The organism is Protofrankia sp. Cj5, from assembly GCF_917627405.1.
Lineage (GTDB): Bacteria > Actinomycetota > Actinomycetes > Frankiales > Frankiaceae > Protofrankia.
The window spans coordinates 18481-44365 of the sequence record NZ_CAKJTO010000029.1; the positions used below are offsets into that span (position 1 = coordinate 18481).

Genomic DNA, 25885 nt, shown 5'->3' on the forward strand with positions numbered 1-25885 from the left:
TAGAAGGCCGCCCGCACGCCGTGGATACGGGCGGCCGGCCATAGCCATGGCCGGCCTGTGCATCGGAATCACGGTCATGCTCCTCGCCTGCGACGCCCGGAACGCATCGACCGGACCAGCCGCGGCCGTTGACTGCCGGGAACCCGGAGTAACCAGGGACCAGATCAAGCTGGGACTGCTGTATCCCGATACCGGAAACGTGGCGTCGCTCTTCCTCCCTTTCCGCGCGGGTGTTGACGCCCGCCTGGGCGTCGTGAACAGCGCTGGTGGCATAAATGGCCGAAAGATAACGTACACCTGGCGCGACGACGAATCACAAACCGCTGCCAACCTTGCCGCGGCCCGTGCCCTGGTCGACACCGACGACGTCTTCGGAATCATCGAATCGACCTCGGTGGCGAGCGGTTCAGCCGCATTTCTGCACGACCGCGGGATACCGGTCACCGGTACATCCCTGGAAACAGTATGGACAATTTACGACAACATGTTCAGCTACTCCAACCTGATCGCCAACAACGCGTCCATCACAACCTGGGGTGACTTTGTCGCCGCGCATGGCGGCCACAGCGCCGTCGTGGCGCAGGCGGCCTTCTCCGCCACGTCGCTCAGCTTCGCCGACGAACTGACCGCGAGCCTGCGGTCAGCGGGTGTCCGAGTCGTCGGCAACCTCGACGTGACAGGCCCCATCGATGCCGCCGACGTCGGTCGACGTATCAAGGCCAGCGGAGCGGACGTCCTCGTCGGGGCCGTGACCGCCATCTCCTTCGGCCAGGTCGTCGCGGCCGCCCGGGCCGCCCGGGCCGGATTACGGATCATTCTCTCACCAACCGGCTACGACCAGAACATTCTGCGCACCTTCGGCGACGCCCTCGCCGGTGTCTACATCTTCGTCGACTACACCCCCTTTGAAACCGGCACACCCGCGCATCAGGAATTCCTCCGAGCCGTGCCCTCTTACGCGCCGCAACTGCAGCCACCGAATCAACAGGCCGCGCTCTCCGGCTGGATCTCGGCCGACATGTTCCTGCGCGGGCTCGCCGACGCCGGGTACTGCCCGACCCGCCAGCGCTTCATCACCGCGCTGCGGGGGGTGCACGACTACAACGCGCACGGCTTGCTGCCCGCTCCGGTGGACTTCGCCACCGGCTTCGGTCAGCTCAACCGTTGCTACACGTTTCTACAGGTCAGCCCGGACGGCAGCCGCTTCCAGCCCGTCCCGCCCACGCCGCTGTGCGGCTCACGCCTTGGCTGACCGCGGGTCTCGGCGACGCTACTGCGGGCCGAAGACCAGCGTGACGCTCTGGGCACCGGCGGCAGCGTCCGAGGAGATCCTGACGTTCTGATTGTATCCCGTGAAGATCAGTTCCATCGAGCTGTCGGACTTGATCTGCTGCTGGAAGGTATAGCCGGCGGCGGGCATCGCCTGCCGGTAGTACCGGATCGCCGCGTCCCCGGTCACACCGCTCAACGCGAGGGTCACTCCGGTGCCCTCGGAGGCAAGGACCGTCGGCGTCGCGCCCTTGGGAAACGGGAAGTGCTTGGGGACGGCTGTTCCCTGCAGCGCGGCGAGCCCCGTCTTCGCGCTGGCCGCCGCGCTTGCCGTCGCAGTCGGGACCGCCGGCCGGGCCACATCAAGATCGGTGGGCAGATCGGTCGGCAGATCGGCGGGCAGGGCCGCGACGGAGGAGGCGCCAGCCGCTGACACCGACGGCGGGGGCACGGCAGGCGTGGAGCCGCCGCATCCACCGAGCAGGAACAGCAGACCGAGCGTGGCACCGGTCGTCACGGTCCGAGTCCGTCGCCGCTCGTCGCGACCCATCGAGCCTCCCGTTACGGACACGCTGCCCATCTATCTCCCATCCAGTGCGCTGACCCGTACCCATGGTGACCGGTCGAAAAAACGAAAAGTCCATAAAAGCCGAATCCGGGCGGGCCCGCACCGACGGCCCGAAGTACCTGGAAGGTACCGCCGGCATCACTAAAGTACCGGCTACCGGACGCCCGGCCTCACGACCCCTTGCCTGACCAAAAGAAGCGGCATGGTGACCTTTGGTAGGCATACCCCCGGCTGATCCCACCGAATAATTACCGAGAGTAGTTTTCCCACCGTGGACGCGCCCGGACTAGTCACCACATGACCCCGACGTGCCATGCCCGAATTGCCCTCGAAGGAAGAACCGTGTGTATATTACACATCGACGTTCTGTGATGGGAGGCTGTGTGGCAACGACACGAACACCACAATCCGCTCCGCTGCTGACACCTGCCGAGGTGGCCACCATGTTCCGAGTGGACCCCAAGACGGTGACCCGGTGGGCCAAAGCTGGGAAACTGACCTCGATCCGTACCCTCGGCGGCCACCGCCGCTATCAGGAAGCCGAGGTCCGCGCGCTCCTTGCGGGCATCGCACCCGGGGATGATCTGGTCTAGTCCCGACAGAGTCGACCCCCCGTGGGGATCCCTGGCCAGGTCAGGCTGGCGGGGGTCCTCACGGGAGCCCCGCCGCGCGGGTCGTCAGGCAGGCAGGCTCTCAGAGCGCGTGTGCGATCGTCATTCCGGCTCACTGATCGAGAGCCCGATCTCACACACGCTCTCAGGCGAGGCCTTTGAGCAGCAGGTTCCAGTACATCAGCGGCAGGCCATAGCGCTTGAGGTACCACATGTCGCGACGTTCCTTCTGCGCGTTGACCAGGCGCGGCGGGAAGGTCGGATGGGGCCGCATGCTGTAGTCGAACTCCGCGAGCAGCATCTTGTTCCGCGCGGTGGTCAGCGGGCACGAAGCATAGCCGTCATACTGTCGCGCGGCCGGCTGACCGGTCATGACCGACAGGAGGTTCGCGACCACGACAGGGGCCTGCTTGCGGACCGCGGCTCCGGTCTTGGCGTTCGGCGAGCCGCTGGAGTCCCCGAGGGAAAACACATTGGGGTAACGCGTGTGTTGCAGTGTGTGCTTGTCCACGCAGACGTACCCAGCTGGATCAGTCGGGTCCGCCAACGGGCTTTTCTTGATCCAGTCTGGCGCGCTCTGCGGCGGGACGAGGTGCATCAGGTCGTAACCGATGTCGTCGGTGGCGCCAGTGACACGGTCGATGACGACAGCACGGCGCGCATCCGGGTCGACCTCGATGAGCTCGCTGCTGACCCGGACCTCGATGCGATAGCGGGCCGCGACCTTCGCCAGCACGTCCGCGAACTCCCGGATACCAAACAGGCTGGGGGTGGGCAGCACGAGCACGACCCGGATGTCGTCGAGAACACCCTGCTGACGCCAGTAGTCACAGGCCAGATAAGCGATCTTCTGGGGCGCGCCGCCGCACTTGATCGGCCCGGCGGGCATGGTGAACACAGCGGTGCCCGAACGCAGTGAGCGGATTATCTCCCAGGTCTTCGGCGCGAGCTCATAGGTGTAGTTGCTTGACACCCACGGGGTGGTGACCGCCTCCCCCATGCCGGGGATCGCCGTCCAGTCGAGCTGGATTCCCGGGCAGACGACAAGATATTCATAGCCGATCCGGGTACCGCCAGCAGTGGTCACGACCTGGTTGTCGGTGTCGATCGTCTCGGCGCGGTCCCGGACCCATGCGACGCCAGCGGGCATGACGCAGGCCTGGGGGCGGACGCTGCTCGCGAGGGGCGCGCACCCACCCCCGACGAGCGTCCACAGTGGCTGGTAGCAGTGGGTGTCGGCTGGCTCGACAAGACCGACGTCGGTGATACCGGCACGCCGTAGTCGAGCCGCCACGGAAACCCCGGCGCTGCCACCGCCGATGATGAGCGTCGTGTGGTGGGTGGTCGCGACCATGACAAGCCTCCATGTGCACCGATGGGTGGATTCCGGCCGGACCAGCGGTGCTGGACGGGTGGTGCTGGACGGGTGAGCCGACGGTCAGGCGGGTGCCACTAGAACCGCTCTCCGTTACTCATCCGTTACCGAAACACCATGATGATCATATCAACGCGGCCCGCGCCACCGGGGCCGATCACCAGAATTTGATCAAAGACACTTTTGATCAAGAAACCCTCAGCGGCGCCCCCTATGGTAAAGTTGTATACAGCAACAAATTTTTCACGCACCGCGGTCGCCTCATCGCCTGGATGACAGATACTCACGACGCATCGCCCGCGCGACGCCCGCAGGCGTCTCACCTCTACCGGGAGGTCAGCATTCCTTGACTGCCACCACCATCGAGACGCCGTCCCCGCAATCCGCCCCGGCACCGGACGAGGCCGTCGCCGCGTACTCGCACCGGCAGATCATGACCATCATGTCCGGGCTGATGCTCGGCATGCTGCTCGCGGTCCTCGACCAGACAATCATCTCCACGGCGCTGACCCGGATCAGCGAGGACTTCCACCGCCCCGACCTCTACAGCTGGGTGGTGACCTCCTACCTGCTGACCTCGACGGCGAGCACTCCGCTCTACGGCAAGCTGGGCGATCTTTACGGCAGAAAAAAAATCTTTCAGATCGCCATCGTCATCTTCCTGCTGGGATCAGCGCTGGCCGGGCTCAGCCAGAGCATGATCCAGCTAATCATCTTCCGAGGCGTGCAGGGCCTGGGGGCCGGCGGTCTGATCTCACTGGCGCTCGCCATCGTCGGCGACGTCATCTCCCCCCGCGAGCGAGGCCGCTACCAGGGTTATTTCGGAGCGATGTTCGCCGCCTCCAGCATCCTCGGCCCGCTGATCGGCGGCTTCCTCGTCGACCAGGCCTCCTGGCGGTGGGTGTTCTACGTCAACATCCCCGTCGGCATCGTTGCGCTCATCGTCATACGCAGAGTGCTGACAATCGACTATGCGCGGCGCACGGCCCGCCTGGACATTTTCGGCGCCCTCCTGCTCGTCGGCGGAGTATCGCTGTTTCTCATCGCCGTGCAGGATGCCGGCCAACAGGCTCGGATAACACAAACAATCTTCATCGTGGCCATCGCCGGGCTTGCCCTCATCGTCGGGTTCGCCGGTTGGGAGAAGCGGGCCGCCGAGCCGATACTGCCGCCGCGGCTGTTCGGCAACGCGGTTTTCCGCGTGACCAGCACGCTGTCCCTCATCACCGGCGCGATCATGTTCGGCGCGATCATCTTCATGCCGCAGTACCTGCAGCTGGTGCGCGGCAGCAGCCCCACCCTGTCGGGCCTGCGGCTACTGCCGCTGCTCGCCGGGATGCTCATCACCTCGGTCGGTTCCGGGCGGCTGGTCACCAAGCTGGGCCGTTACAAGATCTTCATCATCGCCGGCACCGGGGTCATGACGGCGGGCATGGCCCTACTCACGCTCATCCGCGTCGGCACCAACGGCTGGCTCCTGTCCGCGATGCTGTTCGTCGTCGGCTTCGGCCTGGGCCTGTTCATCCAGAACACCGTCCTGGCGACGCAGAACAGTGTCGACATCGCGGACCTCGGCACCGCCACCTCAGCCGTTACGTTTCTGCGGACGCTCGGCGGCGCGGTGGGCGCCTCCAGCCTCGGCGCGATCATCATCGCCTACCAGCGCTCGCACGTGGCCGGCGACATCGAACGCTACGGTCCCCATGCGGGACCGCTCGTCACGTTCACCCATGGCATGGACCACGCCTACCTCTGGACGGTCCCGATCGGGCTTGCCGCCTTCGTGCTCTCCTTCTTCATGCGGGAACTGAACCTACGCACCACAGCCGCCACCAGCGCCCGTACCGCCACCGCTGAGCCCGCGGCTTGAAAGCTACGCGGTGTCGGCACGCAGCGCATCCAGAGCGGCATCCGCATGCCGGTTCATGGACAGCTCGGAGCCGATGCGCGCAAGCACCGTGCCGTCCGCCCGCAGGACGAAGGTGACGCGCTTGTTCGGCCCTGCCCTGCGCTGGACACCGAATGCCCGCGCAAGTGCGCGGCTGGTGTCGGCGACCAGCGGGAAACCGAGAGAATGCTTCGCGCTGAACGCGGCCTGCCGGGTGACATCGTCGGCACTGATCCCGATGACAGCGGCGCCCAACGCGGCGAACTCGTCCGCCAGATCGCGAAAATGGCAGCTTTCCCTGGTACAGCCGTAGCTCATCGCCGCCGGATAGAAAAAGACGACCAACCGGCCCTTGGCCAGCAGGTCCGCCAGGCGCAGCACCGCACCTGTCTCGTCGGTCCCCGACAGATCCCCAACCCGATCTCCAACATCCATACGGCGATCCTCTCGCATCGTGGGACAAGGCATGCTCCAGGTACGGCGTTCGATCTCCCAGGATGATGGGTATATCACTGCCGGCCGGTCAGAATAAAGATCAAATAGCACGCCCAACGCCGTCAACACCGTTGACTAAAATGAGCCACACCCATGCCGGGCGAGTCAGTCCTCAAGTGGCGCTGTCGTGGGATGCGAGCCCGCGCCGGATCGCAGGTACCGGTACCAGACAAGCGCGGCGGGACGGGCTTGCGGGTCGCCGGAGACGCTGGCCCGCAGCAGGTCGACGCCGGTCCGGTCCAGCACACCGCCGGCGGCGGCCACGGCGTCATCGGCGGTGACCATTCGGCCGGGCACGAGGGCACGGACGATGAACAGGCCGAGCTTGAACAGATCGGAACTGATCGACTGGGGCTCATGCGCCGCGGGGGGAAAGAAGTCCGGCGTGTGCCCCTGATCGACGACCGGCGCGTTGCCGACCTTTCGCACCGCGTCACAGTCCACCAGAAGCACGTCCGGAGTCGGCCACAGGCGGTACAGGACGTTACGGGCGGAGATATCACCGAAAACAATGCCCTGATTGTGCAGAAACGCCACGAGATAAGCCAGCCGCAGACACAGCCACCAGCGCTGCGCGCGGCTCGGGAGCGGCAGGCCGATAGATCGTAGCCGGGCGGGGTCGACGAACAGCGATCGCGCCTCGTTCGGCTGGCGCTCCGGCCGCCCCGCCGGTGTCGGGAACAGCTGGAAGAACGCATCGGGTATGAGCCGCATCACAACCCCGGCCACCCTCGCCCGGGCGGGGACATCACCGTTGTCGACGACGATGCGAAGCGGCCAGGTCAGATGCGTGTCAAACCACAGACGCTGTTCCGCCGGCAAAGCCAGCCGCAATGCGATGATGTTGGCCATGCCCTGGGGCGGCACCCGCCCCAGGGCGGAATGATATTCCTTGTAGACGAGTGGCACAGCCACCCCAGGGAGATCAAAATCGGGCAGCCGGTAAATGCGCGCCTGGCCGCCGCGGCCCAGTGGCTCGACCCGGCCGAGTTGTTGCCGCGCGACAGCGGCATCCTGCCATCTCATGCCGCCCGCTCAGTACCGGCTGTCCGGATCGATCCAGGACTCGGGTGGATCGACGATAACCGTGTCAAGGGCATGGACGTCCGTCTCATCAATCACAACCATCTCCTGGTGGCCCGAAGCCACGACGCTCCGTACGATGATCTCAGTCAGGTTCTTTATCGCGCTTTCCGGACTGGCTGACCGGCTCTGTATGAACAACGGCACCGTCGGTGCCGGATGAGCCAGCGCCCGCATGATTTCTGGATTCGAGTCGGCGACGGCACAGGGAATGACGTTCGGTGTGCTCTGGCACTCCCTGAGCAGCGCCGCAAATGCCGCCTCCCAGGCGCCGGGGGGATCGTCGAAGGGCTCGCCGTCGCTGAGGAAGAACACCCCGGGCCGGCCCACGGCAAAACCGTCGGCCTCCAGCTGACGGCGGTCGCGGTCGACGGTGGCTCGCAGCAGGTTGAACGCGGGCGCATACCGGGTGCCGTCATCACGGCATGCCAGGCGCGGGAGCGTCGCCGTGTCGAGCAGGTCGCAGAGCGGAAGTACCGTGCGGCTGCCACCGGCAAAATCAATCACACCAACCCGGACCCGCGCCGCGGCGACCGGATCGTGCGCCAGCGCCTCCCCGATCCGCCGCAGAATGAGGTTCGCCGTGTCCAGGCGCGGCCCGTCCATCGACTGCGAGACATCCACCACGAGGTAGAAGGGAATCAAGGTGGTTCGACCGTACACAGCTACTTCCTTCTGCCGATCTCATCGGAACGCGCCCACCGGCCCGCCGGCGCGCTGTCGGCCAAATGCCGTCGAACAGCCGCTATCGAGTGGACTGCCATCAGGCGGGCCGCTATCGGGTCGCGAGGAGCAGGATTACCAGCACGGCGATCAGCAGAGCCCCGACCACGAGAAAAACATTGGCGGCCTTCGTCCTGGACGTACCGGACGCGTCCACAACGCTGTCCGTCAACAGCGGAAAGGGGTCGAACTGGCCCGCTTCGGCCCGCCCGCACCACGGGCATTCCGCCAGATGCCCGCTGTAGGTGTGCTCCGGCCGGGCGTCACAGCTTTTCACATCAGCCCAGGCGAGATCGAGCGCTTCGGCCCATTCCTGCGCGGCGGGGCGCGTCCCGGCCACGGCGTGGCCGGCCCCGAACGCCTGCCTGGCCAGCTCCGCGACCCGCGGCGGGAGCACGCTGGGCGCAATCGCCTCGGCCGGAACCTCGACCTCGCTCGGCGCCGTCAGGACGGTGATGCCGTACTGGATGTTCGTCTCCGGCGACGGGTCGACATCCAGCGGCCGAGCCGGAATACCGTGAAACGGATGGTCCCCGCACAGCAGCAGCTGGCACACCAGCACGGCGAGGGTAAACCTGTCCGTTGCGACGCTCTTGGGCCCCGCCAGCTCGGGCAGCAGTTCAGGTGCGGCGTATTCCGGGGTAACGGTATGGCATGAGAACACCTCGCCGGCATGGGAGAACTGCAGCGAGTCACAGTCAAGAAAGCTGATCAGGCCGTCCGCCCGGACATGGATGTTGGATGGCGCGAGATCACCCACGACAATCTCCTGGTCATGCAGGATCGCGACCAGCTGAGCCAGGTTGCTGGCCACCCCCAGCAGGAATCTCCAGTCCTTGTCCGGGAATACTGTCAGGCGGGTGAGGTGCTCCAGGAGCGTGCTCAGCGGATGATCGTTGGAACGGCGCATGACGTACCCGAGCACCGCCCCGGCGGAATCGCGGGCCAGTTCCTGCGGCCATACCAGTCCCGGATGGCCGGATCCAGGCTCGACGAACTGCGACGCGGTGAAAGCCCGGAGCATGTGCTCAAGCCGGCGGCCGCGCTCGGCGTCGGGCTCCCGGTAGATCTTCACGGCCTGCCGGGAATCAGCATCCACGGCGTAGACAATCGACTCGGTTCCGCTGCCGAGGACAGTGGAACAGGTCAGCCTGCGTCCGTCCACAAAAATCTCGGTCACCGACACAGGACCGCCACCAGCAGCGTCGTGTCGTCCTGGGTCACTTCCGTGACCGCCTCCCGCAGCAGCAGCTGGACGAGCCCGGAGGCATCAAAATGATCATCGTCGAGTAATCCGAGCACGGTGTCGATCACCGGCTCGGTAGCCACCGCCAGCCGGCCCTCCGGGTCACGTCGCAGTGTGACGGGGATCAGACCGTCGGTCGACATGAACACACCGGTGATCCACGGGTCGTAGACCGCGTTCACCCGGGCAGCCCGGCTCGTGTCCGAGGTCAGGAAGACCGTCTGGCTGGCGTGCTCGGGGTCAGCGCTCCCGGCGTCGAGCAGATGCAGGTTGGTCTGTCCCCCCTCACCGGTGCGGACGACGATGAAGCCGTCTCCGATGCTCAGATAACCGATCAGGGGATAGGCAAGCACGACAACCGTCAGTGTCGTCGCGAACTCGCCGATGTGCTCCCGCCCGGCGACCGCGGTGACAACTCGACGAAACTCCGTGACGATTTCCTCATGCGCGGCTGCCAACAGCTGGCGCAGGTCAGGCGCGGTCGCGGGCCGGCCGCTGGGGTGGATCCGGTCGCGCACCAGCCGGGTGGCCATCGCGACCGCGAGCCGGGATCCCTCGGCTGACCGCGGGGCGGATCCGGCGCCGTCGGCCACCGCCAGCACGTGGACGTCGGGCAGGGATCCCCGCTCGTACAGTGAAAGGTGCGCGAACGAATCCTCGCACCATTTCCCTTCCCGCACGTGTGAATAGCCCTGGACGCTGGCCCCCCGGATACGCCAACGGTAGGGCCGGACGCCGCCCGCGCTTCTTCCCGTGGGCGCGGGCTGCCGGGCGGGCTGCCGGCCGGAGGTCACGCCTGCCTCGGCTGGTAACCGCGCAGCTTGTAGTTGGGATCCTCCACGCTGCGGTCCAGTTGCAGCAGGATGTCACTGAAATCGAACCGGCCGTATACCATGTTTCGTTCCGGCGCGAACGCGCGCAGGGTTTCCTGGCCCAGATCGTCGATGGGTGGGATGCCGATCGCGAAGAGGGCAAGCTTCTGAGCCGCCTCCAGGCCGCGAATCTCTCCTGCCAGCGGGTGCCAGTCCGACGCCGGCTTCCCCTCCTCGTCGGTCGGCCTGCCATCGGTGACAAGCCAGACGAGCGGCCGCTTCCAGGTCACCTTTTCCTGGGCCAGCTGCCGCTTACGTGCTTCGATAACCGAGATACTGAGCCGAATCGCCTCAACCAGCGGTGTCACGCCGTCAGCGCTCAGCTTCGGTGGCCGAAAACTATGGGCCGGGACGAACGGAGTCCGGTCGCTGCGCGGATCGAAACTCTCGTCCCCACGCCACTTGCGCACTCCCCCGGCGCCAAACGTTATGAGCGCGAACTCGGTGGTCGCCGCCATCTTCTCGCCCGCGTGCATGCTTCGCGCCCAGCTGGCGAGCGCGTCGTTGAGCTTGTCGATCGCCTCGCCGCGCATGGAATAGGAGGTGTCCATGCAGAGGACCACGAGCACGCGATGACTGGGCCGGGGAATGGGGATGTTCCCAATAACGTCCCGTGGCTGACGGCGGTCCGTTGCCCGGTCGGGGCTGTTACGAGGTGCCATGGTGTGATCTGTCCCCGTTCCCAGTTCCAGTAGGCCGAAAAAACACGATCATGGGCTCCGAACCGCGCCGGATGTCTCAGCGCACGCTATGGACGAGGCCCGGAGCGGCCTTGCGCCGGCCACGCCTGCAACCCATCCACCTCGTGCGTCCTCAACACCACCTGGCTGCCGACGCGGGGCCGAGGCGCGTCGGGACCCCCCATCCATCGGGCCCGGTAGAGCCCCCCGTCGACCGCGACATAACCCTGCGGGCCAAAAGCGGAATGCACCGTGCCGAGCTGGCTGACGGCTATGTTTGGCGGCGCGACAGGTGACACTGGCCGTGATTGGGCCCGCCCCCCGTCCATGCTGTCCGCGTCACTGGCGGGCTCCTCCCCGGCATGGTCCCCGCGCCGGCGGCCGATGGCGAAGCCAAGCACGAGCATCACGCCCGCAACCAGCACATAGGCCAGCGTCGACAGTATCGATGACAGTACCGAATGGGGCTGAGCCGGCGGGGACCCCGGCGGGGTCACGGTCGGTTGCGCCGTCGGGGAAGGGCTGGCGGACGGTTGAGCCGGATCGGCCAGGCTACCCAGCGTCTCCACCTGTGACACCCGCCCAAGGACGACAGCCAGGAAAAAGGAATCACCGCTGGTCGTGTACATGCCCGCGGTCCGTTCCGCCGGGGTGCCCGCCACCTGCTCCTGACATTCCTTCGCGCAGGACGGCGCCAGCCCGTGGTTATGGGACAGCGCACCGCGGGCCTGGTCCCAGTCAGCGAACCGGTGGTCGGCAATCGCCAGCAGCAGCGAGCCAGCCGTCCCGAGATCCGCTGGACCGCCTGTCGCGGGCCCAGCCAGCGACACGGCCTGAGACGACACGGCCTGAACGGCGAGCACCGCACGACGACGGAAGATCGAGTCCAGATCGGTCAGCGTGGTGGGGTCATTGGCCAGCGTGGCGGCGCGGGCCACCCGCACCACAACGGCTCCGCCAGTTTCCGGTATGCCTTTGAGCAGGGTGTTCAGATTTCCCAGAACGCTTCGGTCGACCTTCTCCGGCAGCTCAACGACACGGATCGCAAAGGCGGTGTCACCCGCAGCTCCCAGTGGGGCAAACGCGGATACCGGCGGCACCCCCCAACGGAGGATGAACGACCCCAGGGCAAGTGTCAGGAGCAGGCCTACGACGCTGACGGCCGCCCCGGCCGCAGGCAACAACGCCCATAATCGGGCCGGGCCTCGCCCGGCAACGCCCGTTTCACCCACTGTGCGGCAATAATGGCCTCTTCGCAGCAACTAAGCCCCCCCTGAATGTCTGCTGCTGTTTGTGACAGTACAGGCCATCATGGTGATCAGAGAAGAGCATAGGCCCCAAGCCGGCAGGCACCCCCAGCGGCGGCCCGCTGGGGTGCTCTGTGTATCCGGTCCGCACACACCGACGCTATGATCGCGGTCTGGGCGCGGTATCCGCCGCCGTCCGCGCCCGTGATGTCGCGCTGGTCCACACGTGCCACCCGAGCGGCACCGGGAGGCTATGCGCGCCCGGCAACAGGGCGCTTGTGCCCTGGCCGGGATCAGCCGTGGACTGTTCTCACTCAGAATCCGCCTGTTGCTCCGGCCCGCCGAACGCCTGCCGGGACCCGCCGAGGGGCTCGGCCTGCTCGTCGCCGGTGGCTTCGGCGCCCGGCTGCTCGGCTTCGGCGCCCGCTGGCCCGGCCTCGCCGCCGGCCTGTGCCGCCTGGCCGGTGCCCGCCGTGACACCGACCAGTTCGCGTAGGCGTGCCTCGATGTACGGCTCGGTATAGTGCGATCTGTCCGCGATCCGCCGAACGAGGTCGTTGACACTGGAGACGGCTTCGAGGTCCGCGGTGCTCACCTGGACGAACTGGTCAAGTATCTGATACCGGATCTCCCGCCAGTTCTGCCGTAGATACTGCTCAACCTGCTGCGCCTGCTGCTGCTCCATTCGATCGCCTCCACCACGAGTCGTCGTTTTTCAGCCATGAGAGGCTCCGGCAGCAGAGCGTTCGATCAGGCAGCGGCGTCCGGGTGGATGGATCGCGAGGCCGCGGAAGGATGCGCCCTGGCATTGGGCGTGGACCGACGACAACGACGCGAGGCGCCGCCCGGGCGGCGCGAGCCGGACAGTCCTGTTGCCGGAGCCTCTCAATCTACGACACCCGAACCAGGAGTCAACCGGAAATCACGAGCGCCCGGCAACAGGGGCACAGATATCCATATCCTCCGTTGCGGATTTTCTGCGGAAAACCGCGCTTTGCCGCGAACTGTATATGCCCAGCGTGATACCCATGCGCAGGGATAACGCCGGAGGCGGCGACCGGGGTGCCGGGGTGCCCGTGCGTCGCCGCCTCCCCTCTTGTCGACCGCTCAACGAGCGCTCAACGACCACTAAGCGGCGGAATGGAACAGCGCGGCGCGGGTCCGCGGACCGACAACGCCGTCGGCCACCAGCCCGTGCCGGCGCTGATAGGCCTTTACTGTTCCAGTGGTGCGCGGCCCGAAATTCCCGTCCACCGCGACCGGGTAGCCGTACCCGGCCAACCGCCGCTGAATCTGACGAACACCAGGACGCAGGCGGGAACTGTAACGAACCACCTGCGTGCGGGGAGCCGGCGCGTCCGGTCGTGCCATTGCCACACCGGGCGCGCCGGCCTGGGCAGAAGTGTTGACAGGGCCGCTGGGAACGGCCAGGTAAGCGCTTGCTCCGCTGTCACCGCCCGCGCCGACAGCGGCGGCAGCCGCCGCGCCCCGCCCGAGGTACCGGCGGTAGGAGCCGTTGGTGTACGTACTCCATGCTCCGATGCCCTGCACGTCGCATACCCGCCTGGCGGCCTGTGCGTTGACGGCTGGATCGAACAGATCCGCCCCGCCGACCCAGCTCGCATGCGCCCGCATATTGATCTGCCATAGTCCGCGGGAATCCTCGCCGCTGGAATTGTGCGCGTCCGGGTTGCCGCCGGACTCGGCCAGTGCGACCGCGACCCAGGTTCCCAGCGGTATCCCGGCGCAGCCAGCCAGCCCCGCGTTCCTGCCAGCACCGGCGATGGCAGCGTCAGAAACAATTCCTGGAGCGACAGCGCTCGTGCTGGGCGGAGCCACGGGGCTCGCGCTCGCCGGACTCGCGGTCAGCATCATGCCCGCCGTCGCGCCGATGACACCGGCGGCGGCAGCCACCGCGCCGCGGTTGCGTTCGGGCTGCTTCCGGTGGCTTTTTCCTCGCATTTTCCGGTGACTTCTTCGGTGTGTTCCGCTGGATAGTGTTCCACTGGACATGAGCAGCCAGTTCACCTCAGTATCGTTGATCGGATCAGTAACGTTGATCGGCGCGTACCCGCCTGGCGGTCCGGCCCGGTCATCACCCCAGCCGGCCGACCAGATAACTCGCGGAATAAATCTTCTGCAGTCGAACGACGGTGCCGCTGTGGGGCGCGGCCCACATCATTTCGTTCCCGGCGTAGATTCCCACATGATAGATGTTTCCGGGCTGACCGAAGAAAATGAGATCGCCGGGCTGCTTGGCATCCTGCGATATCTTCCGCGACGCCGCGTACTGGGCGTCGGTCACCCGCGGCACACTGCGGCCGAGCTGTTTGTAAATGTACTGGACAAGACCAGAGCAGTCGAAGGAGTTCGGGCCCTGCGCGCCCCACGCATACGGTTTACCCGCCTGCTTCGATGCCAGGTAGACAACCTTCTCGCCGAGGCTCCCGGCGGACAGCGACGCGCTGTCCTGCTGCGTTGACGCGCTGTTCTGGTCCTGCTGCCCCGCCAGCCCACGTGCCGGTTCCTCCGCCCCCGTGGCCCCCGTGGCGCCCGTGGCCGGACCGGGCTCCGCGGGGGCTGTCCCGGTGGCTCCCGCGGCGGTGGTGTCACCGGCCCAGGCCGGCACAGCGGCGGTGGCCTGGGGCGCATCGGTCGGGCTGTCGGCCCCGGTGTCGTTTGCCAGCGCTGGGGCTGACAAAGCGGTCAGGGCAACGGTACCGGTAGCCGCGGCGGCAACCACGGCGCGCGCGGAGCGACGGCCAAAACTGGGCTTGACCGGCTGCGCACGGTGACGACCGCGGCGGGAAATAATCGTGTCGGCCGGATCTGAGCACGCCTGATCTGCAGGCAACGATGATCCTTCCCGTACGCCTGCGAGGTTAGCTGTCGGGTTCGGGCCGGGAAGCCCGGTCGGCACGCACGGGATGTGCGGCCGGCTTCACCCCAAGGACGTCGTAGTGGCAACGACGCCCGGCGGGACCTGGGTCCCCCGCTTCTGCCCTGGCGATGGTGAGGAGGGGACACCGGGCCGAGGGCAGAACTCGGCGTCCGGCCCGGTGCTACTGAGAGCCCGGCCACGGTAGCGAACTACGCCCTGTGACCGCAAGGCCTAATTTTCCGCGAATTTCGCCGCAAGTTGGTTACCGTTCGTGTTAACCATCCGGCCAGGCAGCCCACGGACAACAACCGGAAACAGGTTGGCGCTACCAGCCGTCATGGTGCGTCTGGACGGCTGTCATGGTGCCGACGGACCACCCGGCGGGCGATCGCCCAGCGATGGGTCTCCGACGGTCCGTCATAGATGCGGAAGGGACGCACCTCGCGCAGGAAGCGCGACAACAGCACATCCCCGGAGATACCGAGAGAGCCGCAGATCTGCAGCGAGCGGTCGACGACCCGCCACACGGCCTCGGCGGTGAAGGTCTTCGCGATCGCGGTCGACTGGGCTCCGGAACGGCCCTGGTCGAGCTCCCAGCAGGCCTGCATGATCAGCCCACGGGACGCGGCGATGTCGATCTCGTTATCCGCGATCATCGCCTGAGCCATGCCCAGCTCCGCCAGCCGGGAACCGAACAGCCGCCGGTCCGCGGCCCTGGCCACGGCGATGTCCTGGGCCCGCCGGGCAATACCCAGCCAACGCATGCAGTGGGTCGTCCGGGCCGGGCCGAGGCGGACCTGGGCGTAGTCGAAGCCCTTGTCCACCTCGCCGAGCACAGCCTCGTGCGCTACCATGCAGCCGTCGAACAGCACCTCGCAATGGCCGCCGTACAGGCTTTCGTCCAGGGTCTCGATATGACGGACGATCTTCATGCCAGGGTTGCCCGCGTCGACGAGGAACATCGTCGCCCCGCCGCGCTGCCCCGGCTCGCCCGAGGTGCGGGCCATGCAGATCGCGTATCCGGCGCCGTCCGCGCCGCTGATGAACCACTTGCGGCCGTCGATCCGCCAACCGCCCGCGTCCTTCACCGCGCGTGTGGTCAGCGCGGTCGGATCCGACCCCGCTCCGGGCGCGGGCTCCGTCATCGCGAAGCAGGAACGCACCGCACCGGTTGCCAACGGCCGCAGGTAGCGCTCCTTCTGCCCGGCCGTCGCGATGACCTCGAGCAGGTGCATGTTGCCCTCGTCGGGAGCGGCGATGTTCAGCGCCAGCGGGCCGAACAGCGAGTAGCCCGCCTCCTCGAACACGGGCGCCCGGCCGCGCATGTCCAGGCCGTGCCCGCCGTACAGCGCCGGTACGTGCGGGGCGAAGATCCCCGCATCCTTGGCTGCCTGCTGGAGCCGTGCGCGCATCGCGTCGCCGCCGCGCGCGGCAACGCCCCCGAAGCGTTCCTCCTCGGGCATGACGACGGTCCGCACAAATTCGGCGGTACGCCGGGTGAGATCGTCGACCACCGGGCCGTGATCAAAATCAACGGGCACGTGCACCTCCGTCACGCCGGCTCGCGTCGCCCGCAAGGCGAGCTGTCGCGGATCCAGCTGACAATCATCGATTTTTTGCCAGCAAAGCAGGCTGGCCAGCTCGCGTACAAGGAACGGTCAACATTAAAGATCAAATCGCGGGCGTGAGTCGTCAACACTGTTGACTACAGGAGAAGGTCAAACACTCGTGACCAACAGCAATCAGCCATCTCCATCCGCATCGCCAGCACCGCACCGCTGTCGTGGGCTTCAGAGCGTGTGTGAGATCGTCATTCCGGCTCACTGATCGCAAGCCCGATCTCACACACGCTCTCAGGTCAGTCCAGGTGGTAGATACGGGCCGCGTTGTCGTGCAGAATTTTGTGGGACACATCGCCGGGCAGGTCCGCGAACGCCGCCGCGATGAACAGGTCCGGTCGGACCGCCGCGCTCGCCGGACCAGGCGACATGCTCGTCGGGTGCGGGAAGTCGGTCTCGTAGAGGAAGTTGTCGGGACCGAGGAGTTCGATCGCCTGCCGGGCGGTCTCCCGCTCGAACCAGAAGCAGCCGAAGATCTGGCGCTGGAAGTACTCGCTGGGCAGCAGGTCGTACTCGGGGTGTTCAAGTGGAACGCCGCAGTTGCGCCACTGCCAGTCCAGGGCGGCCAGGGCGTACGGGAGCCAGCCGATGCCGCTCTCGACCGAGACGAAGTTCAGCCGCGGGAAGCGGTGGCAGATCCCGGCGCAGATGACGGTCGCGATGGCCCGGGCGTTGCCCATGAAGAAGGAGACCCCGACCGAGGCGTAGTTCGCGTGCATCCCGTTACCGGGGACGTTCTTCTCGATCAGCGAGAGGTCACCTGAGGCGATGTGGAAGTTGACCGGGACGCCGAGGTCCTGGGCGGTCGCCCAGATCGGGTCCCAGTGGGGATCACCGAGCAGCGGCAGGCCGAAGAACTCGGTCTCCTGGGCCATGATCACACCTTTGTGCCCCATCGCGACCGTCCGCTCGATCTCGGCCACGCTCGCCGCCAGGTCCCAGAAGGGCAGCGCCGCCATCGGCAGCAGGCGACGCGGGTCCGCGCTCGCCCAGTCGGTCTGGTAGTCGTTGTACGCCTGGATGCAGCGCAGCATCAGCTCGGGGTCCTTGAGCCCGAGGAACCTCCCGGTGCCAAACCCCGCCACGTTGGGGTAGAGCACCTGGGCCCAGATCCCGTACTCGTCCATTCTGCGCAGCCGGTCGGGGGCGTTCCACAGCGCCGGGTCGACGTCGGCGAGCCGGCGGGGGTGCTTCGGCGGGAACTCGCCCCAGCCGGCCATCGCCCCGCCCGCCGTGGCCGACAGGCGCGCGTCGCCGAAGTACCACGCCTCCTCCTGGCGGTCGTCGTCCCAGCGGACGTGCGGGACCAGGTCACCCCACTTCGCCGTGGAGATCCGCGACGTCCACAGATCAGCGGGTTCGATCACATGGGTATCCGTGTCGATCACCCTGATGCCGTCGATCACCGACGCCTCGGCCATGACACCGTTCCCTTCACCGTTCTCGGGGGCACCTGCCGGGGCACCGAGGGCATGGCGGTCGCCCCGGCCTATGAGCGCCCTGATGTGACGAACATTATTTCTTATGAGGAAATTCAGCAAGGTCGCGGCTTTCGCCGGTCCGCTCGACGGCCATGACCGTGATCGCTTCCTCCGGGCACGAGCGGGCACCGAGCCACGCCGCCTGCGCCCGGTCGGCGGCCGCGGCGAAGGCAACGCCTCGTGGCTGGGAGAAGCCATCGTCATCGGCGTCGAACACGTCCGGAGCCAGCGAATAGCAGCGGCCGTGCCCGGTGCAGCGGGCGGGATCAATCATGATCTCCACGGCGCGCTCCTCCTCGGTCGTCGGCTCGGCGGTCATGACCGCTCCCAGGCAAGCGGCAGCGCGACCAGCCCGGCCGCGCCACCGCGCTCGAGCACCGGCTCGGCGGAGGCGAGCCGGTAGTCCGGGATACGCCGGTGCCACTCCCGCAGGGCGACGGCCATCTCGGCCCGAGCGAGATGGGAGCCGAGGCACCGGTGCGGCCCGGCCGCGAAGGAGATGTGCCGGTTGGCCGTACGGTCGAGATCGACCCGCTCGGGATCCGGGAAGGACCGGGGGTCGCGCATGGCCGCGCCCAGCGTCAGCAGCACCATGTCCCCCTTCTTCATCGGGCAGCCGTGGAACTCCACGTCGCGGGTGACCTTGCGGCCGTCCTGAATGATCGGGAAGGCCCGCAGGAACTCCTCCACCGCCGTGGGCACCACGGCCGGGTCGGTCGCCACCCGCCGCCGGTGCTCCGGTGTCGTCGCGAGATGGTGGAAGGAGTAGCTCAGCTGGCTCTTGACGGTGTCCAGACCGGCAAGGACGAGCACGACGCACATCTGCAGGATCTCGTCGTCGCGCAATGGCCGATCCTCGTAGCGTTCCGTCATGAGGTAGCTGACGAAATCCGCCGCCGGATCACGCGGGGCCGCCCGCCGGTCCGCGACCACCCTGACGAAGTACTCCGTCATCGCGCCCATCGCCGCCATCGTCCGGGCCTGGCCCGCGGGATCGCTGAAGGCGTCGAAGATCGTGTCCACCCAGTCGACGAACAGCATGTCGTCGGCCGCGGGCAGACCCATGATCGACAAGAAGACCCGGGTCGGGTACACCGCCGCGAAGTCGGCCACGAACTCGCAGCCGCCCCTGCCGACAAAGGTGTCGATGGTCTGGTTGCACAGTTCGCGCATCCGGGGGGCCATACCCGCGACCGTGCGGGGTGAGAAGGGCCGGTTGAGGATCTGGCGGTACCGGCTGTGCTCGGGCGGGGCGACATTCGTCGGAATCCAGCGGTAGCCAGGGTTCGGGTCCAGGACGATCACCGAATCACTACCGAAGATCTCGGGGGCCTGATACGCCTCCCGGCACTCCTCGTAACGGGTGAGCATCCAAAAACCGGTCCCGAAGCTGTTCCAGCAGACGGGGGCGGCCTCGCGCAGCTGCGCCATCTCCCGGACGGCGGTCAGCACCGGCCGCGGGGACATGATGTCATAGTTGATCACCGGGCAGCTGCCGGCAGGTGGCATGCCGCCCGCCGTGGACTCCGGTGTGGACTCCGGTGTGGACTCCGGTGTGGACGTGGACGCCGGCATCAGCCGATCGCCTGGCTCTGGTCGAAGGCCCGGATCTCGATCCAGCCGACCTCGAGCTCGATCTGGGTGATGACCCAGCCGTCGCCGTCCCGGCGCAGCCGGTTGCGGTAACGGCTGGACATCTGCATGACCTGGTCGGGATCGCCGGCGGCGACCTGGTGGGACGTGAGGTAGGCGAGCGTCGAGGCCTGGTCGCCCTCGATGTCGACGTGGTAGACGGACAGCAGGTGGTGCTGGAAACCGTGGTCCGCGGTCATCTTGTCGATCCACGCCACGATGGCGTCGGCGCCCTCGACCCACTCGTTCCACGTACCGCCCAGACAGAAACGCATCCGGGCGTCCTCGGCGAAGACCGCGCGTAAGCCGACGAAGTCCTTCTGGTCGACCGTGGAGCAGTAGCGGCAGAGCGTGTCACTGATGTTGACGCGGTCGCGGACGTCTTCGAACGTCCTCACGATTGTCATCCGTTCTCCTCCTGAGATGGTGAAACCCGGTCGCGGTGCGAGCGGGCCACGCTGGGCCGCTGTGCCGGGCCCCGCCCCGGAGCAGCCCGGTACCCACGGTGGGGCCACCCGCCTGGTGCCCCGTTCCGGTGTGTCGCTTCCGGCCGCGCGTCCCACCCCCCGTCGACGGCCGCGGCCGAGGCTGGGGACAGATTCCTTATAACGAACTAGTCTTGTCAAGAGCGATCAGTGATCCACGTCACCGACCGCGGACGAGCCGAAATGGACGATCATCTTCCCGACGTTGTCACCGCGCAGCATCGCCAGGAACGCCGGCCAGGCGGCCTCGACACCGCCGTGGACAGCCGTCTCGACGCTGCGGACCGCGCCCGCCCGCAGCCAGCGCGACATGTCACCGGTGAAAGCGGCGTGCTGGTCAGCATGATCGCTGACGAGGAAGCCTGTCATCCGCAGCCGGCGCCAGATCATCAGCAGCAGGTTGCGCGGACCGGGCACGGGTTCGGTCGCGTTGTAGGTGGAGATCGCCCCGCAGAGCGCGATGCGGCCGAACGGGCGCATGACCCGGATCGCGGCTTCCAGCTGCTCTCCCCCGACGTTGTCGAAGTAGACGTCCAGGCCGTCCGCGCCCACCTCCGTCAGCGCCACGGCGAGCGACGCCCGCACGGGCGAGTCACGGTAGTTGAACGCCGCGTCATATCCGAGCTCCTCGGTGAGGAAACGAACCTTCGCCTCAGCGCCCGCGCTGCCGATCACTCGGCAGCCCATGGCTTTGGCGATCTGGCCGGCGGTGGCACCCACCGCGCCGGCCGCGGCCGAGACGAACACGGTTTCCCCGGGCTTGCACGCGGCGACGTGCGACAGCCCGACATAGGCGGTCATGCCCGTGATGCCCAGGGCGCCGAGGTAGGTGGAGGCGGGAAAAGCGTCCGTGTCGACGGGTTCGGCGGCCGCGGCGGGGACCAGCGCGTACTCCCGCCATCCCGCCTGGTGGACCACGGACCGGCCGGCCGGGATGCCAGGCTCACCGGACGCGATCACCGTGCCGACCGCGTGTCCCAGCATCGGCGCGCCGAGCGCGTAGGGCTCGGTGTAGGAGACCGCCTCGCTCATCCGGCCGCGCATATACGGCTCCACCGACATCGCGGTGTTGCGCACGAGGAGTTCGCCCGGCCCGGGGCCGGGTACGTCAACCTCCACCAAGGCCACGTCGTCGTCCGTCGGCCACCCGGTGGGACGGCGGACCAGGTGCCATTCCCGGCTACCAGTCACTGCTGGCTCCTCCCAACCCGGTCCGCCCCGCCCGCACACCCGCGGGGCCGTGGGGCCGCACCGGCACGTGATCGATCCATATCGGATTGGCACGATATTCGTCATGATGAAAAGCCACAAGAGTCACCCGGCCCGGCCCGCCGGCAGCGGGGCGGACATGGCGCGATCAGGGGCTTGCGGCGTTTCATCATGAGAAATACAGTTGGCTGCGCATCCGACCCCAGGGAGGCGGCACGGTGGACACTCAGCAGTCGCCGACGCGGGACTCGACGCGGCAGACGCGGCAACGGAGGCCCCGGGCCCGCCGCGGGCCGCTGACCGGTATCCGCATAGCCGACTTCTGCTGGATGGGCGTCGGCTCCGTCGCCACCCGCATGCTCGCGGACTTCGGCGCCGAAGTCATCAAAATCGAAGACCGGACCCGCCTCGACATGCCACGTCGGCTGCCGTTCTACAAGAATGATCCCCGTTCCTTCGGGGAGGAGGATCCGCATCCCGATCCGGACAAGGGCGGGCTGTTCAACAACTACAACCGCAACAAGCTCGGCGTAACGATCAATATGCGCTCAGCCGAAGGCCGGGAGCTGGCGGAGCGGCTCATCGCGGCAAGCAGTGTGGTGACGGAGAATTTCGCCCCCGGCGTCATGGACCGCTGGAACCTGACCTACGAACGGTTGCGGGCGCTGTGCCCCGAGGTCATCTACGCCCACATGAGCGGTTTCGGCCAGAGCGGCCCGCACCACTCCTACCGCAGCTACGGGCCGGTGGTGCAGGCGGTCAGCGGGCTGTCCTTCATCAGCGGCCTGCCCGGCCGGGAGCCTTCGGGATGGGGCCTGTCCTACATGGACAACCAGGCCGCCTACTGCAACAGCGCGGCTCTGCTCATGGCGGTCCTGCATCGCAACGCGACGGGGAAGGGCACGGAAATCGATGTCTCCGCCGTGGAGGCCGGCGTCTGCCTGCTCGGTCCCGACCTGCTCGACGTCACCGTGAACGCGCGACCGACCCGCCGGCCGGGCTTCCCCCTGGGGAACCGGCTGGAGCATCCGCCAGCCGCCCCGCACGGGGTGTACCCCTGTGCCGGTGCGGACCGGTGGGTGGCCGTCGCGGTCTTCGACGACGCCGACTGGCAGCGCCTGGTGACCGTCCTCGGCAGCCCCGGCTGGGCCGCGGACCCACGTTTCGCCAGCCAGCAGAGCCGGTTTGCCCACTCCGACGCGCTCGACGCCCACCTGAGCGCATGGACACAGCAGCGATCGCCACACGAAATCATGACGCTCCTGCAGGACAACGGCGTCTGCGCCGGTGCCGTCCAGGACGCGCGCGACCTCAACGAGATCGACCCGCAGCTCGCCCATCGTGGCATCTTCTTCGAGCTGGACCACCCGGTGATCGGCCCGGCGCGCTTCGAGGGAACGCCGGTGGCCTTCTCCCATATCGAGCAGGACAACTGGCGGTCGGCTCCCCTGCTCGGCGAGGACAACGCCTACGTCTTCACCGAGCTCCTCGGCCTGTCCGCCGACGAGATGGCTGGCCTCGCCGCGGCGGGTGTGATCTGACATGCCCCCCGCTTCCCCGCCCGCGGCGGCCGGCTCCCCCGCGCTCCCCTACTCGGGGCTGACGGTCGTCGAGTGGGCCGGTGACCCCGCCGGTGAGCACACCGGGAAACTGCTCGCGGAGCTGGGTGCCGACGTCGTCAAGGTCGAGCCACCCCAGGGGTCACCGACGCGCCAGGCCGGCCCCTTCGCCCGCGGTGTCGTCAGCGCCGACACAAGCCTGACATTCTGGTACTACAACCTCGGTAAGCGCAGCGTCGTCCTTGACGGGCCGGAATCGGGCCGGGCGTCGTTACACCGCCTGCTCGCCGGCGCGGATGTCCTGCTCGTCACCCTGCGGCCGAGCGAGATCGCCGCGGCCGGCCTTGACTACTCCCGACTGTTGGCCGAATACCCACGGCTGGTCATCCTGTCGGTCACCCCGTTCGGGCTGGACGGCCCGTGGGCGGACTACCGCACGTCCGACCTGGTCGGCCTGGCCGCTGGCGGCCCGCTGGCGAGCTGCGGCTACGACGACCACACCATCCCGCCCATCCGGCCCGGCGGCAACCAGGGCTACCACACCGCGGCGAGCTTCGCGCACTGCGGCCTGCTGCTGGCCCTGCTCGACCGGCAGCGCACCGGCGCCGGGCAGCTGGTGGACGTGTCCATGCACGAGTCCCTCGCCGTCAGCGGGGAGCTGGCGAACCCGTACTGGTTCTACCCACGCGTCCTCGTGCGACGCCAGACCTGCCGGCACGCGCAACCCGTGCCGACCCAGCCGGCGCTGTTCCGCTGCGCGGACGACCGGTGGGTGTACTTCGCGCTCATCCTCGCCGACCAGAAGCCCTGGGATGCGCTGGTCTCCTGGATGGAAAGCGTCGGCGTGGCCGCGGACCTGACCGATGCCGCCTACCGCGGCCTGGCCCACCGCCAGCGGAACTTCGCGCACATCCAGGAACTCATCGAATGCCTGTTCCTCCTGCTGGACTCCGCCACGGCCTACCACGAGGGGCAGCGGCGGGGACTGCCGATCGGGCCGGTCAACGCCCCCGAGGACGTCCTCGACGACGAGCACCTGCGGGCGAGGGCCTTCTTCGCCACAATCGAGCTCGACGACGGCGTCAGCGCGCCGGTCCCGATGAGCCCCTACCGGTTCTCGTCCTTCCCGGCCGTGGCGCCGACACGGGCGCCGCGCCTGGGCGAACACACCCGGCAGCTGCTCGACGGCGGGGAGGCGGACCTGTGACAAGGACACGGCCGGTGGACGACGGCCTGTTCGTCGAAGGCGATGACGGGCCGAGCCTCGTCGCCAGCGGCTGCCGGTCCTGCGGGACGACGACCTTTCCCCGCCAGCGGTCGTGCCCGAGGTGCGCCCGGATGGACATGGCGGACCGCGTCCTTCCCCGCCGCGGCACGCTGTGGTCCTTCACCGTGCAGGGTTTCCGTCCCAAATCCCCCTATGCCGGCCCGGCGGACTTCACCCCCTACGGCGTGGGATACGTGGAGCTGCCCGGTGCGGTCATCGTCGAGGCCCGCCTGACTGAGAACGACCCGCGGCGGCTGCGGATCGGGGATCCGATGGAGCTGGTCCTGGTGCCGTTGCGGACGGACGACGACGGCACCCAGGTCCTCACCTACGCGTTCGCCCCGGTGCGCTCCGCCTGACCCGCAGTGAAAATCAGCCACCAGTAACCGCAGAGGAGTATGCCGTGGATGTCGCCGTCGTGGGCATCGGGATCCACCCGTTCGGACGGCACGAAGGGGTCAGCGGACGGGCGCAGGGAGCCTGCGCGGCTCGGGCGGCGCTGGCGGACGCGGGCCTGGAATGGACTGACATCCAGTTCGCCTTCGGCGGCAGCCACGCGGCGGGGGACGCGGACTCGCTCGTCTCGGAGCTGGGGCTGACCGGTATCCCGTTCATCAACGTGTCCAACGGGTGCGCGACGGGTGGCAGCGCCCTGATCAGTGCCGACAGCACCATCCGGTCGGGTGCGTACGAGCTCGGCATGGTGATCGGCTTTGACAAGCATCCGCGGGGCGCGTTCGACACCGACCCCGCCGCAGTCGGCCTCGGAGGCTGGTACGGCGAGACCGGGCTCATGCTGACCACCCAGTTCTTCGCCATGAAGGCACAACGCTACCTGCACACCCACGGCATCAGCACGTCGGTGCTGGCGAAAGTGGCGGCCAAGGCCTATCACAACGGCTCGCTGAACCCGCACGCGTGGCGGCGCACCCCACTCACCGAAGAGGAGATCCTGGCGTCAGCCATGCTGAGCCATCCGCTGACGCAGTACATGTTCTGCTCGCCAGGGGAAGGCGGGGTCGCGCTCGTGCTGTGCCGGGCGGACCGCGCCCGCAGGTACACCGACACACCGATCTACCTGCGGTCCGCGGTGCTGCGTACGCGCCGCTTCGGCTCGTTCGAGGTGTTCAGCCCGTGGCTGGCGCTGGAACGCGCGGACAGCCCGAGCGTGGACGCGGCCCGGGCCGCGTTCGAGCTGGCCGGGGTGGCCCCCGGCGACGTCGACGTCGCGCAGGTCCAGGACACCGAGGCCGGCGCGGAGATCTGCCACATGGCCGAGTGCGGCCTGTGCGTGGACGGTGAGCAGGAGAAGCTGCTGCGCACCGGCGCGACCGGCATCGGCGGCAGTCTCCCGGTCAACACCGACGGCGGCTGTATCGCCAACGGCGAGCCGATCGGCGCGTCGGGTCTGCGCCAGGTTTACGAGAACGTGCTGCAGCTGCGCGGGGCCGCGGCCGGGCGGCAGGTGCCCGGAAACCCGACGGTGGCGTTCAGCCACGTCTACGGCGCGCCAGGGGTCAGCGCCTGCGCGGTCCTCACCCGCTAGCCCCAAATTTCCGCTTCGCGAAAATTTGGGGACCCCGAGCTCGAGGGCGAGCCACCACCCGGGGTTTGCGGATCACCTCCGGCGACCCACAAACAAAAAACACCACCAGACAAAACCGCTTCGCGAAAATTTGGGGACCCCGAGCTCGA

Annotated in this window: 26 protein-coding genes and 1 riboswitch; of the genes, 7 read left to right on the plus strand and 19 right to left on the minus strand. The window is 67.7% G+C overall.

Annotation, left to right across the window (positions count from 1 at the left end):
- Positions 1 to 76: 76 nt before the first annotated feature.
- Positions 77 to 1252 carry an ABC transporter substrate-binding protein gene (locus tag MJ777_RS08775; RefSeq protein WP_239374982.1) on the plus strand — a complete coding sequence of 392 codons (1176 nt, stop codon included), beginning with the start codon at positions 77 to 79 and terminating at the stop codon, positions 1250 to 1252.
- Positions 1253 to 1270: 18 nt separating this feature from the next.
- Here MJ777_RS08775 and MJ777_RS08780 read toward each other — a convergent pair whose 3' ends face one another.
- Positions 1271 to 1819, minus strand: coding sequence for a hypothetical protein (locus tag MJ777_RS08780; RefSeq protein WP_239346682.1), 549 nt, complete (start codon positions 1817 to 1819; stop codon positions 1271 to 1273).
- A gap of 401 nt (positions 1820 to 2220) precedes the next feature.
- On the opposite strand from MJ777_RS08780, the gene MJ777_RS08785 reads away from it, so the two are divergent.
- Positions 2221 to 2430, plus strand: coding sequence for a BldC family transcriptional regulator (locus tag MJ777_RS08785; protein WP_239310471.1), 210 nt, complete (start codon positions 2221 to 2223; stop codon positions 2428 to 2430).
- Positions 2431 to 2593: 163 nt separating this feature from the next.
- Here MJ777_RS08785 and MJ777_RS08790 read toward each other — a convergent pair whose 3' ends face one another.
- Together MJ777_RS08790 and MJ777_RS08795 are read right to left on the minus strand one after the other, a co-directional pair.
- Entirely contained in the window at positions 2594 to 3802 is a 1209-nt protein-coding gene (locus MJ777_RS08790; RefSeq protein ID WP_239310470.1) for an FAD/NAD(P)-binding oxidoreductase, read from the minus strand.
- 125 nt (positions 3803 to 3927) lie between these two features.
- Complete coding sequence (locus MJ777_RS08795) at positions 3928 to 4110, minus strand: hypothetical protein (RefSeq protein ID WP_239310469.1); 183 nt, start codon at positions 4108 to 4110, stop codon at positions 3928 to 3930.
- A 59-nt stretch (positions 4111 to 4169) separates the two neighbouring features.
- Here MJ777_RS08795 and MJ777_RS08800 point away from each other — a divergent pair, with 59 nt between their 5' ends.
- Positions 4170 to 5693, plus strand: a complete 1524-nt coding sequence (locus tag MJ777_RS08800) for an MDR family MFS transporter (protein WP_239346685.1) — start codon at positions 4170 to 4172, stop codon at positions 5691 to 5693.
- Positions 5694 to 5696: 3 nt separating this feature from the next.
- Here the strand turns inward: MJ777_RS08800 and MJ777_RS08805 are convergent, their stop codons facing one another.
- From MJ777_RS08805 to MJ777_RS08880, 16 genes are all read right to left on the minus strand, one after another.
- Positions 5697 to 6146 (minus strand): peroxiredoxin, encoded by a 450-nt coding sequence (locus MJ777_RS08805; protein WP_239310467.1) that lies wholly within the window; start codon positions 6144 to 6146, stop codon positions 5697 to 5699.
- A 165-nt stretch (positions 6147 to 6311) separates the two neighbouring features.
- Complete coding sequence (locus MJ777_RS08810) at positions 6312 to 7232, minus strand: hypothetical protein (RefSeq protein ID WP_239310466.1); 921 nt, start codon at positions 7230 to 7232, stop codon at positions 6312 to 6314.
- A 9-nt stretch (positions 7233 to 7241) separates the two neighbouring features.
- Complete coding sequence (locus MJ777_RS08815) at positions 7242 to 7952, minus strand: VWA domain-containing protein (RefSeq protein ID WP_239310465.1); 711 nt, start codon at positions 7950 to 7952, stop codon at positions 7242 to 7244.
- Positions 7953 to 8064: 112 nt separating this feature from the next.
- A complete protein-coding gene (locus tag MJ777_RS08820) occupies positions 8065 to 9198 on the minus strand; it encodes a hypothetical protein (RefSeq protein ID WP_239374985.1) in 1134 nt (377 codons plus the stop codon).
- Positions 9189 to 10052 (minus strand): PP2C family serine/threonine-protein phosphatase, encoded by an 864-nt coding sequence (locus tag MJ777_RS08825; RefSeq protein WP_239346687.1) that lies wholly within the window; start codon positions 10050 to 10052, stop codon positions 9189 to 9191. Before MJ777_RS08825 ends, MJ777_RS08820 begins: the two co-directional genes overlap by 10 nt.
- The gene (locus MJ777_RS08830; RefSeq protein ID WP_239310462.1) at positions 10049 to 10663 is read right to left on the minus strand and encodes a hypothetical protein; all 615 of its coding nucleotides are present in this window, start codon (positions 10661 to 10663) and stop codon (positions 10049 to 10051) included. Before MJ777_RS08830 ends, MJ777_RS08825 begins: the two co-directional genes overlap by 4 nt.
- A gap of 215 nt (positions 10664 to 10878) precedes the next feature.
- A complete protein-coding gene (locus MJ777_RS08835; RefSeq protein ID WP_239374988.1) occupies positions 10879 to 11991 on the minus strand; it encodes a hypothetical protein in 1113 nt (370 codons plus the stop codon).
- 376 nt (positions 11992 to 12367) lie between these two features.
- The gene (locus MJ777_RS08840) at positions 12368 to 12742 is read right to left on the minus strand and encodes a hypothetical protein (RefSeq protein WP_239310460.1); all 375 of its coding nucleotides are present in this window, start codon (positions 12740 to 12742) and stop codon (positions 12368 to 12370) included.
- A 443-nt stretch (positions 12743 to 13185) separates the two neighbouring features.
- Positions 13186 to 14019 carry a peptidoglycan-binding protein gene (locus MJ777_RS08845; RefSeq protein ID WP_239375010.1) on the minus strand — a complete coding sequence of 278 codons (834 nt, stop codon included), beginning with the start codon at positions 14017 to 14019 and terminating at the stop codon, positions 13186 to 13188.
- 133 nt (positions 14020 to 14152) lie between these two features.
- On the minus strand, positions 14153 to 14911 hold the full coding sequence (locus tag MJ777_RS23055; protein WP_370652677.1) for a C40 family peptidase: 759 nt from the start codon (positions 14909 to 14911) through the stop codon (positions 14153 to 14155).
- A 3-nt stretch (positions 14912 to 14914) separates the two neighbouring features.
- Positions 14915 to 15076: riboswitch (cyclic di-AMP (ydaO/yuaA leader) on the minus strand.
- Positions 15077 to 15273: 197 nt separating this feature from the next.
- A complete protein-coding gene (locus MJ777_RS08855; protein ID WP_239310458.1) occupies positions 15274 to 16479 on the minus strand; it encodes an acyl-CoA dehydrogenase family protein in 1206 nt (401 codons plus the stop codon).
- Positions 16480 to 16796: 317 nt separating this feature from the next.
- A complete protein-coding gene (locus MJ777_RS08860) occupies positions 16797 to 17978 on the minus strand; it encodes an amidohydrolase family protein (protein ID WP_239310456.1) in 1182 nt (393 codons plus the stop codon).
- A 94-nt stretch (positions 17979 to 18072) separates the two neighbouring features.
- Positions 18073 to 18312 (minus strand): ferredoxin, encoded by a 240-nt coding sequence (locus tag MJ777_RS08865; protein WP_370651604.1) that lies wholly within the window; start codon positions 18310 to 18312, stop codon positions 18073 to 18075.
- A 41-nt stretch (positions 18313 to 18353) separates the two neighbouring features.
- Complete coding sequence (locus tag MJ777_RS08870) at positions 18354 to 19613, minus strand: cytochrome P450 (protein ID WP_239375013.1); 1260 nt, start codon at positions 19611 to 19613, stop codon at positions 18354 to 18356.
- Positions 19613 to 20077: a nuclear transport factor 2 family protein gene (locus tag MJ777_RS08875; RefSeq protein ID WP_239375029.1), complete on the minus strand. Its 465-nt coding sequence runs from the start codon at positions 20075 to 20077 to the stop codon at positions 19613 to 19615. The genes MJ777_RS08870 and MJ777_RS08875 overlap by 1 nt, the downstream gene beginning before the upstream one ends.
- A gap of 225 nt (positions 20078 to 20302) precedes the next feature.
- On the minus strand, positions 20303 to 21346 hold the full coding sequence (locus tag MJ777_RS08880) for an NADP-dependent oxidoreductase (protein WP_239310452.1): 1044 nt from the start codon (positions 21344 to 21346) through the stop codon (positions 20303 to 20305).
- A 236-nt stretch (positions 21347 to 21582) separates the two neighbouring features.
- Between MJ777_RS08880 and MJ777_RS08885 the strand changes: the two genes are divergently transcribed.
- From MJ777_RS08885 to MJ777_RS08900, 4 genes are read left to right on the plus strand one after another with little or no spacing between them, the layout of a single operon-like run.
- Positions 21583 to 22905 carry a CaiB/BaiF CoA-transferase family protein gene (locus tag MJ777_RS08885; RefSeq protein WP_239310451.1) on the plus strand — a complete coding sequence of 441 codons (1323 nt, stop codon included), beginning with the start codon at positions 21583 to 21585 and terminating at the stop codon, positions 22903 to 22905.
- 1 nt (position 22906) lies between these two features.
- Positions 22907 to 24130, plus strand: coding sequence for a CaiB/BaiF CoA-transferase family protein (locus MJ777_RS08890; RefSeq protein ID WP_239310450.1), 1224 nt, complete (start codon positions 22907 to 22909; stop codon positions 24128 to 24130).
- On the plus strand, positions 24127 to 24549 hold the full coding sequence (locus tag MJ777_RS08895) for a Zn-ribbon domain-containing OB-fold protein (RefSeq protein ID WP_239310449.1): 423 nt from the start codon (positions 24127 to 24129) through the stop codon (positions 24547 to 24549). Before MJ777_RS08890 ends, MJ777_RS08895 begins: the two co-directional genes overlap by 4 nt.
- A gap of 44 nt (positions 24550 to 24593) precedes the next feature.
- Positions 24594 to 25736 (plus strand): thiolase family protein, encoded by a 1143-nt coding sequence (locus MJ777_RS08900; RefSeq protein WP_239375032.1) that lies wholly within the window; start codon positions 24594 to 24596, stop codon positions 25734 to 25736.
- Positions 25737 to 25885 lie beyond the last annotated feature (149 nt).

Excerpts from the sequence above, each read along its gene's own strand:
- MJ777_RS08775 (WP_239374982.1), top strand. The coding sequence starts at position 77 with ATGCTCCTCGCCTGCGACGCCCGGAACGCATCGACCGGACCAGCCGCG.
- MJ777_RS08780 (WP_239346682.1), bottom strand. The coding sequence starts at position 1,819 with ATGGGTCGCGACGAGCGGCGACGGACTCGGACCGTGACGACCGGTGCC.
- MJ777_RS08790 (WP_239310470.1), bottom strand. The coding sequence starts at position 3,802 with ATGGTCGCGACCACCCACCACACGACGCTCATCATCGGCGGTGGCAGC.
- MJ777_RS08805 (WP_239310467.1), bottom strand. The coding sequence starts at position 6,146 with ATGGATGTTGGAGATCGGGTTGGGGATCTGTCGGGGACCGACGAGACA.
- MJ777_RS08810 (WP_239310466.1), bottom strand. The coding sequence starts at position 7,232 with ATGAGATGGCAGGATGCCGCTGTCGCGCGGCAACAACTCGGCCGGGTC.
- MJ777_RS08830 (WP_239310462.1), bottom strand. The coding sequence starts at position 10,663 with ATGCGCGGCGAGGCGATCGACAAGCTCAACGACGCGCTCGCCAGCTGG.
- MJ777_RS08840 (WP_239310460.1), bottom strand. The coding sequence starts at position 12,742 with ATGGAGCAGCAGCAGGCGCAGCAGGTTGAGCAGTATCTACGGCAGAAC.
- MJ777_RS08845 (WP_239375010.1), bottom strand. The coding sequence starts at position 14,019 with ATGCGAGGAAAAAGCCACCGGAAGCAGCCCGAACGCAACCGCGGCGCG.
- MJ777_RS08860 (WP_239310456.1), bottom strand. The coding sequence starts at position 17,978 with ATGGCCGAGGCGTCGGTGATCGACGGCATCAGGGTGATCGACACGGAT.
- MJ777_RS08865 (WP_370651604.1), bottom strand. The coding sequence starts at position 18,312 with ATGATTGATCCCGCCCGCTGCACCGGGCACGGCCGCTGCTATTCGCTG.
- MJ777_RS08870 (WP_239375013.1), bottom strand. The coding sequence starts at position 19,613 with ATGCCGGCGTCCACGTCCACACCGGAGTCCACACCGGAGTCCACACCG.
- MJ777_RS08875 (WP_239375029.1), bottom strand. The coding sequence starts at position 20,077 with ATGACAATCGTGAGGACGTTCGAAGACGTCCGCGACCGCGTCAACATC.
- MJ777_RS08890 (WP_239310450.1), top strand. The coding sequence starts at position 22,907 with ATGCCCCCCGCTTCCCCGCCCGCGGCGGCCGGCTCCCCCGCGCTCCCC.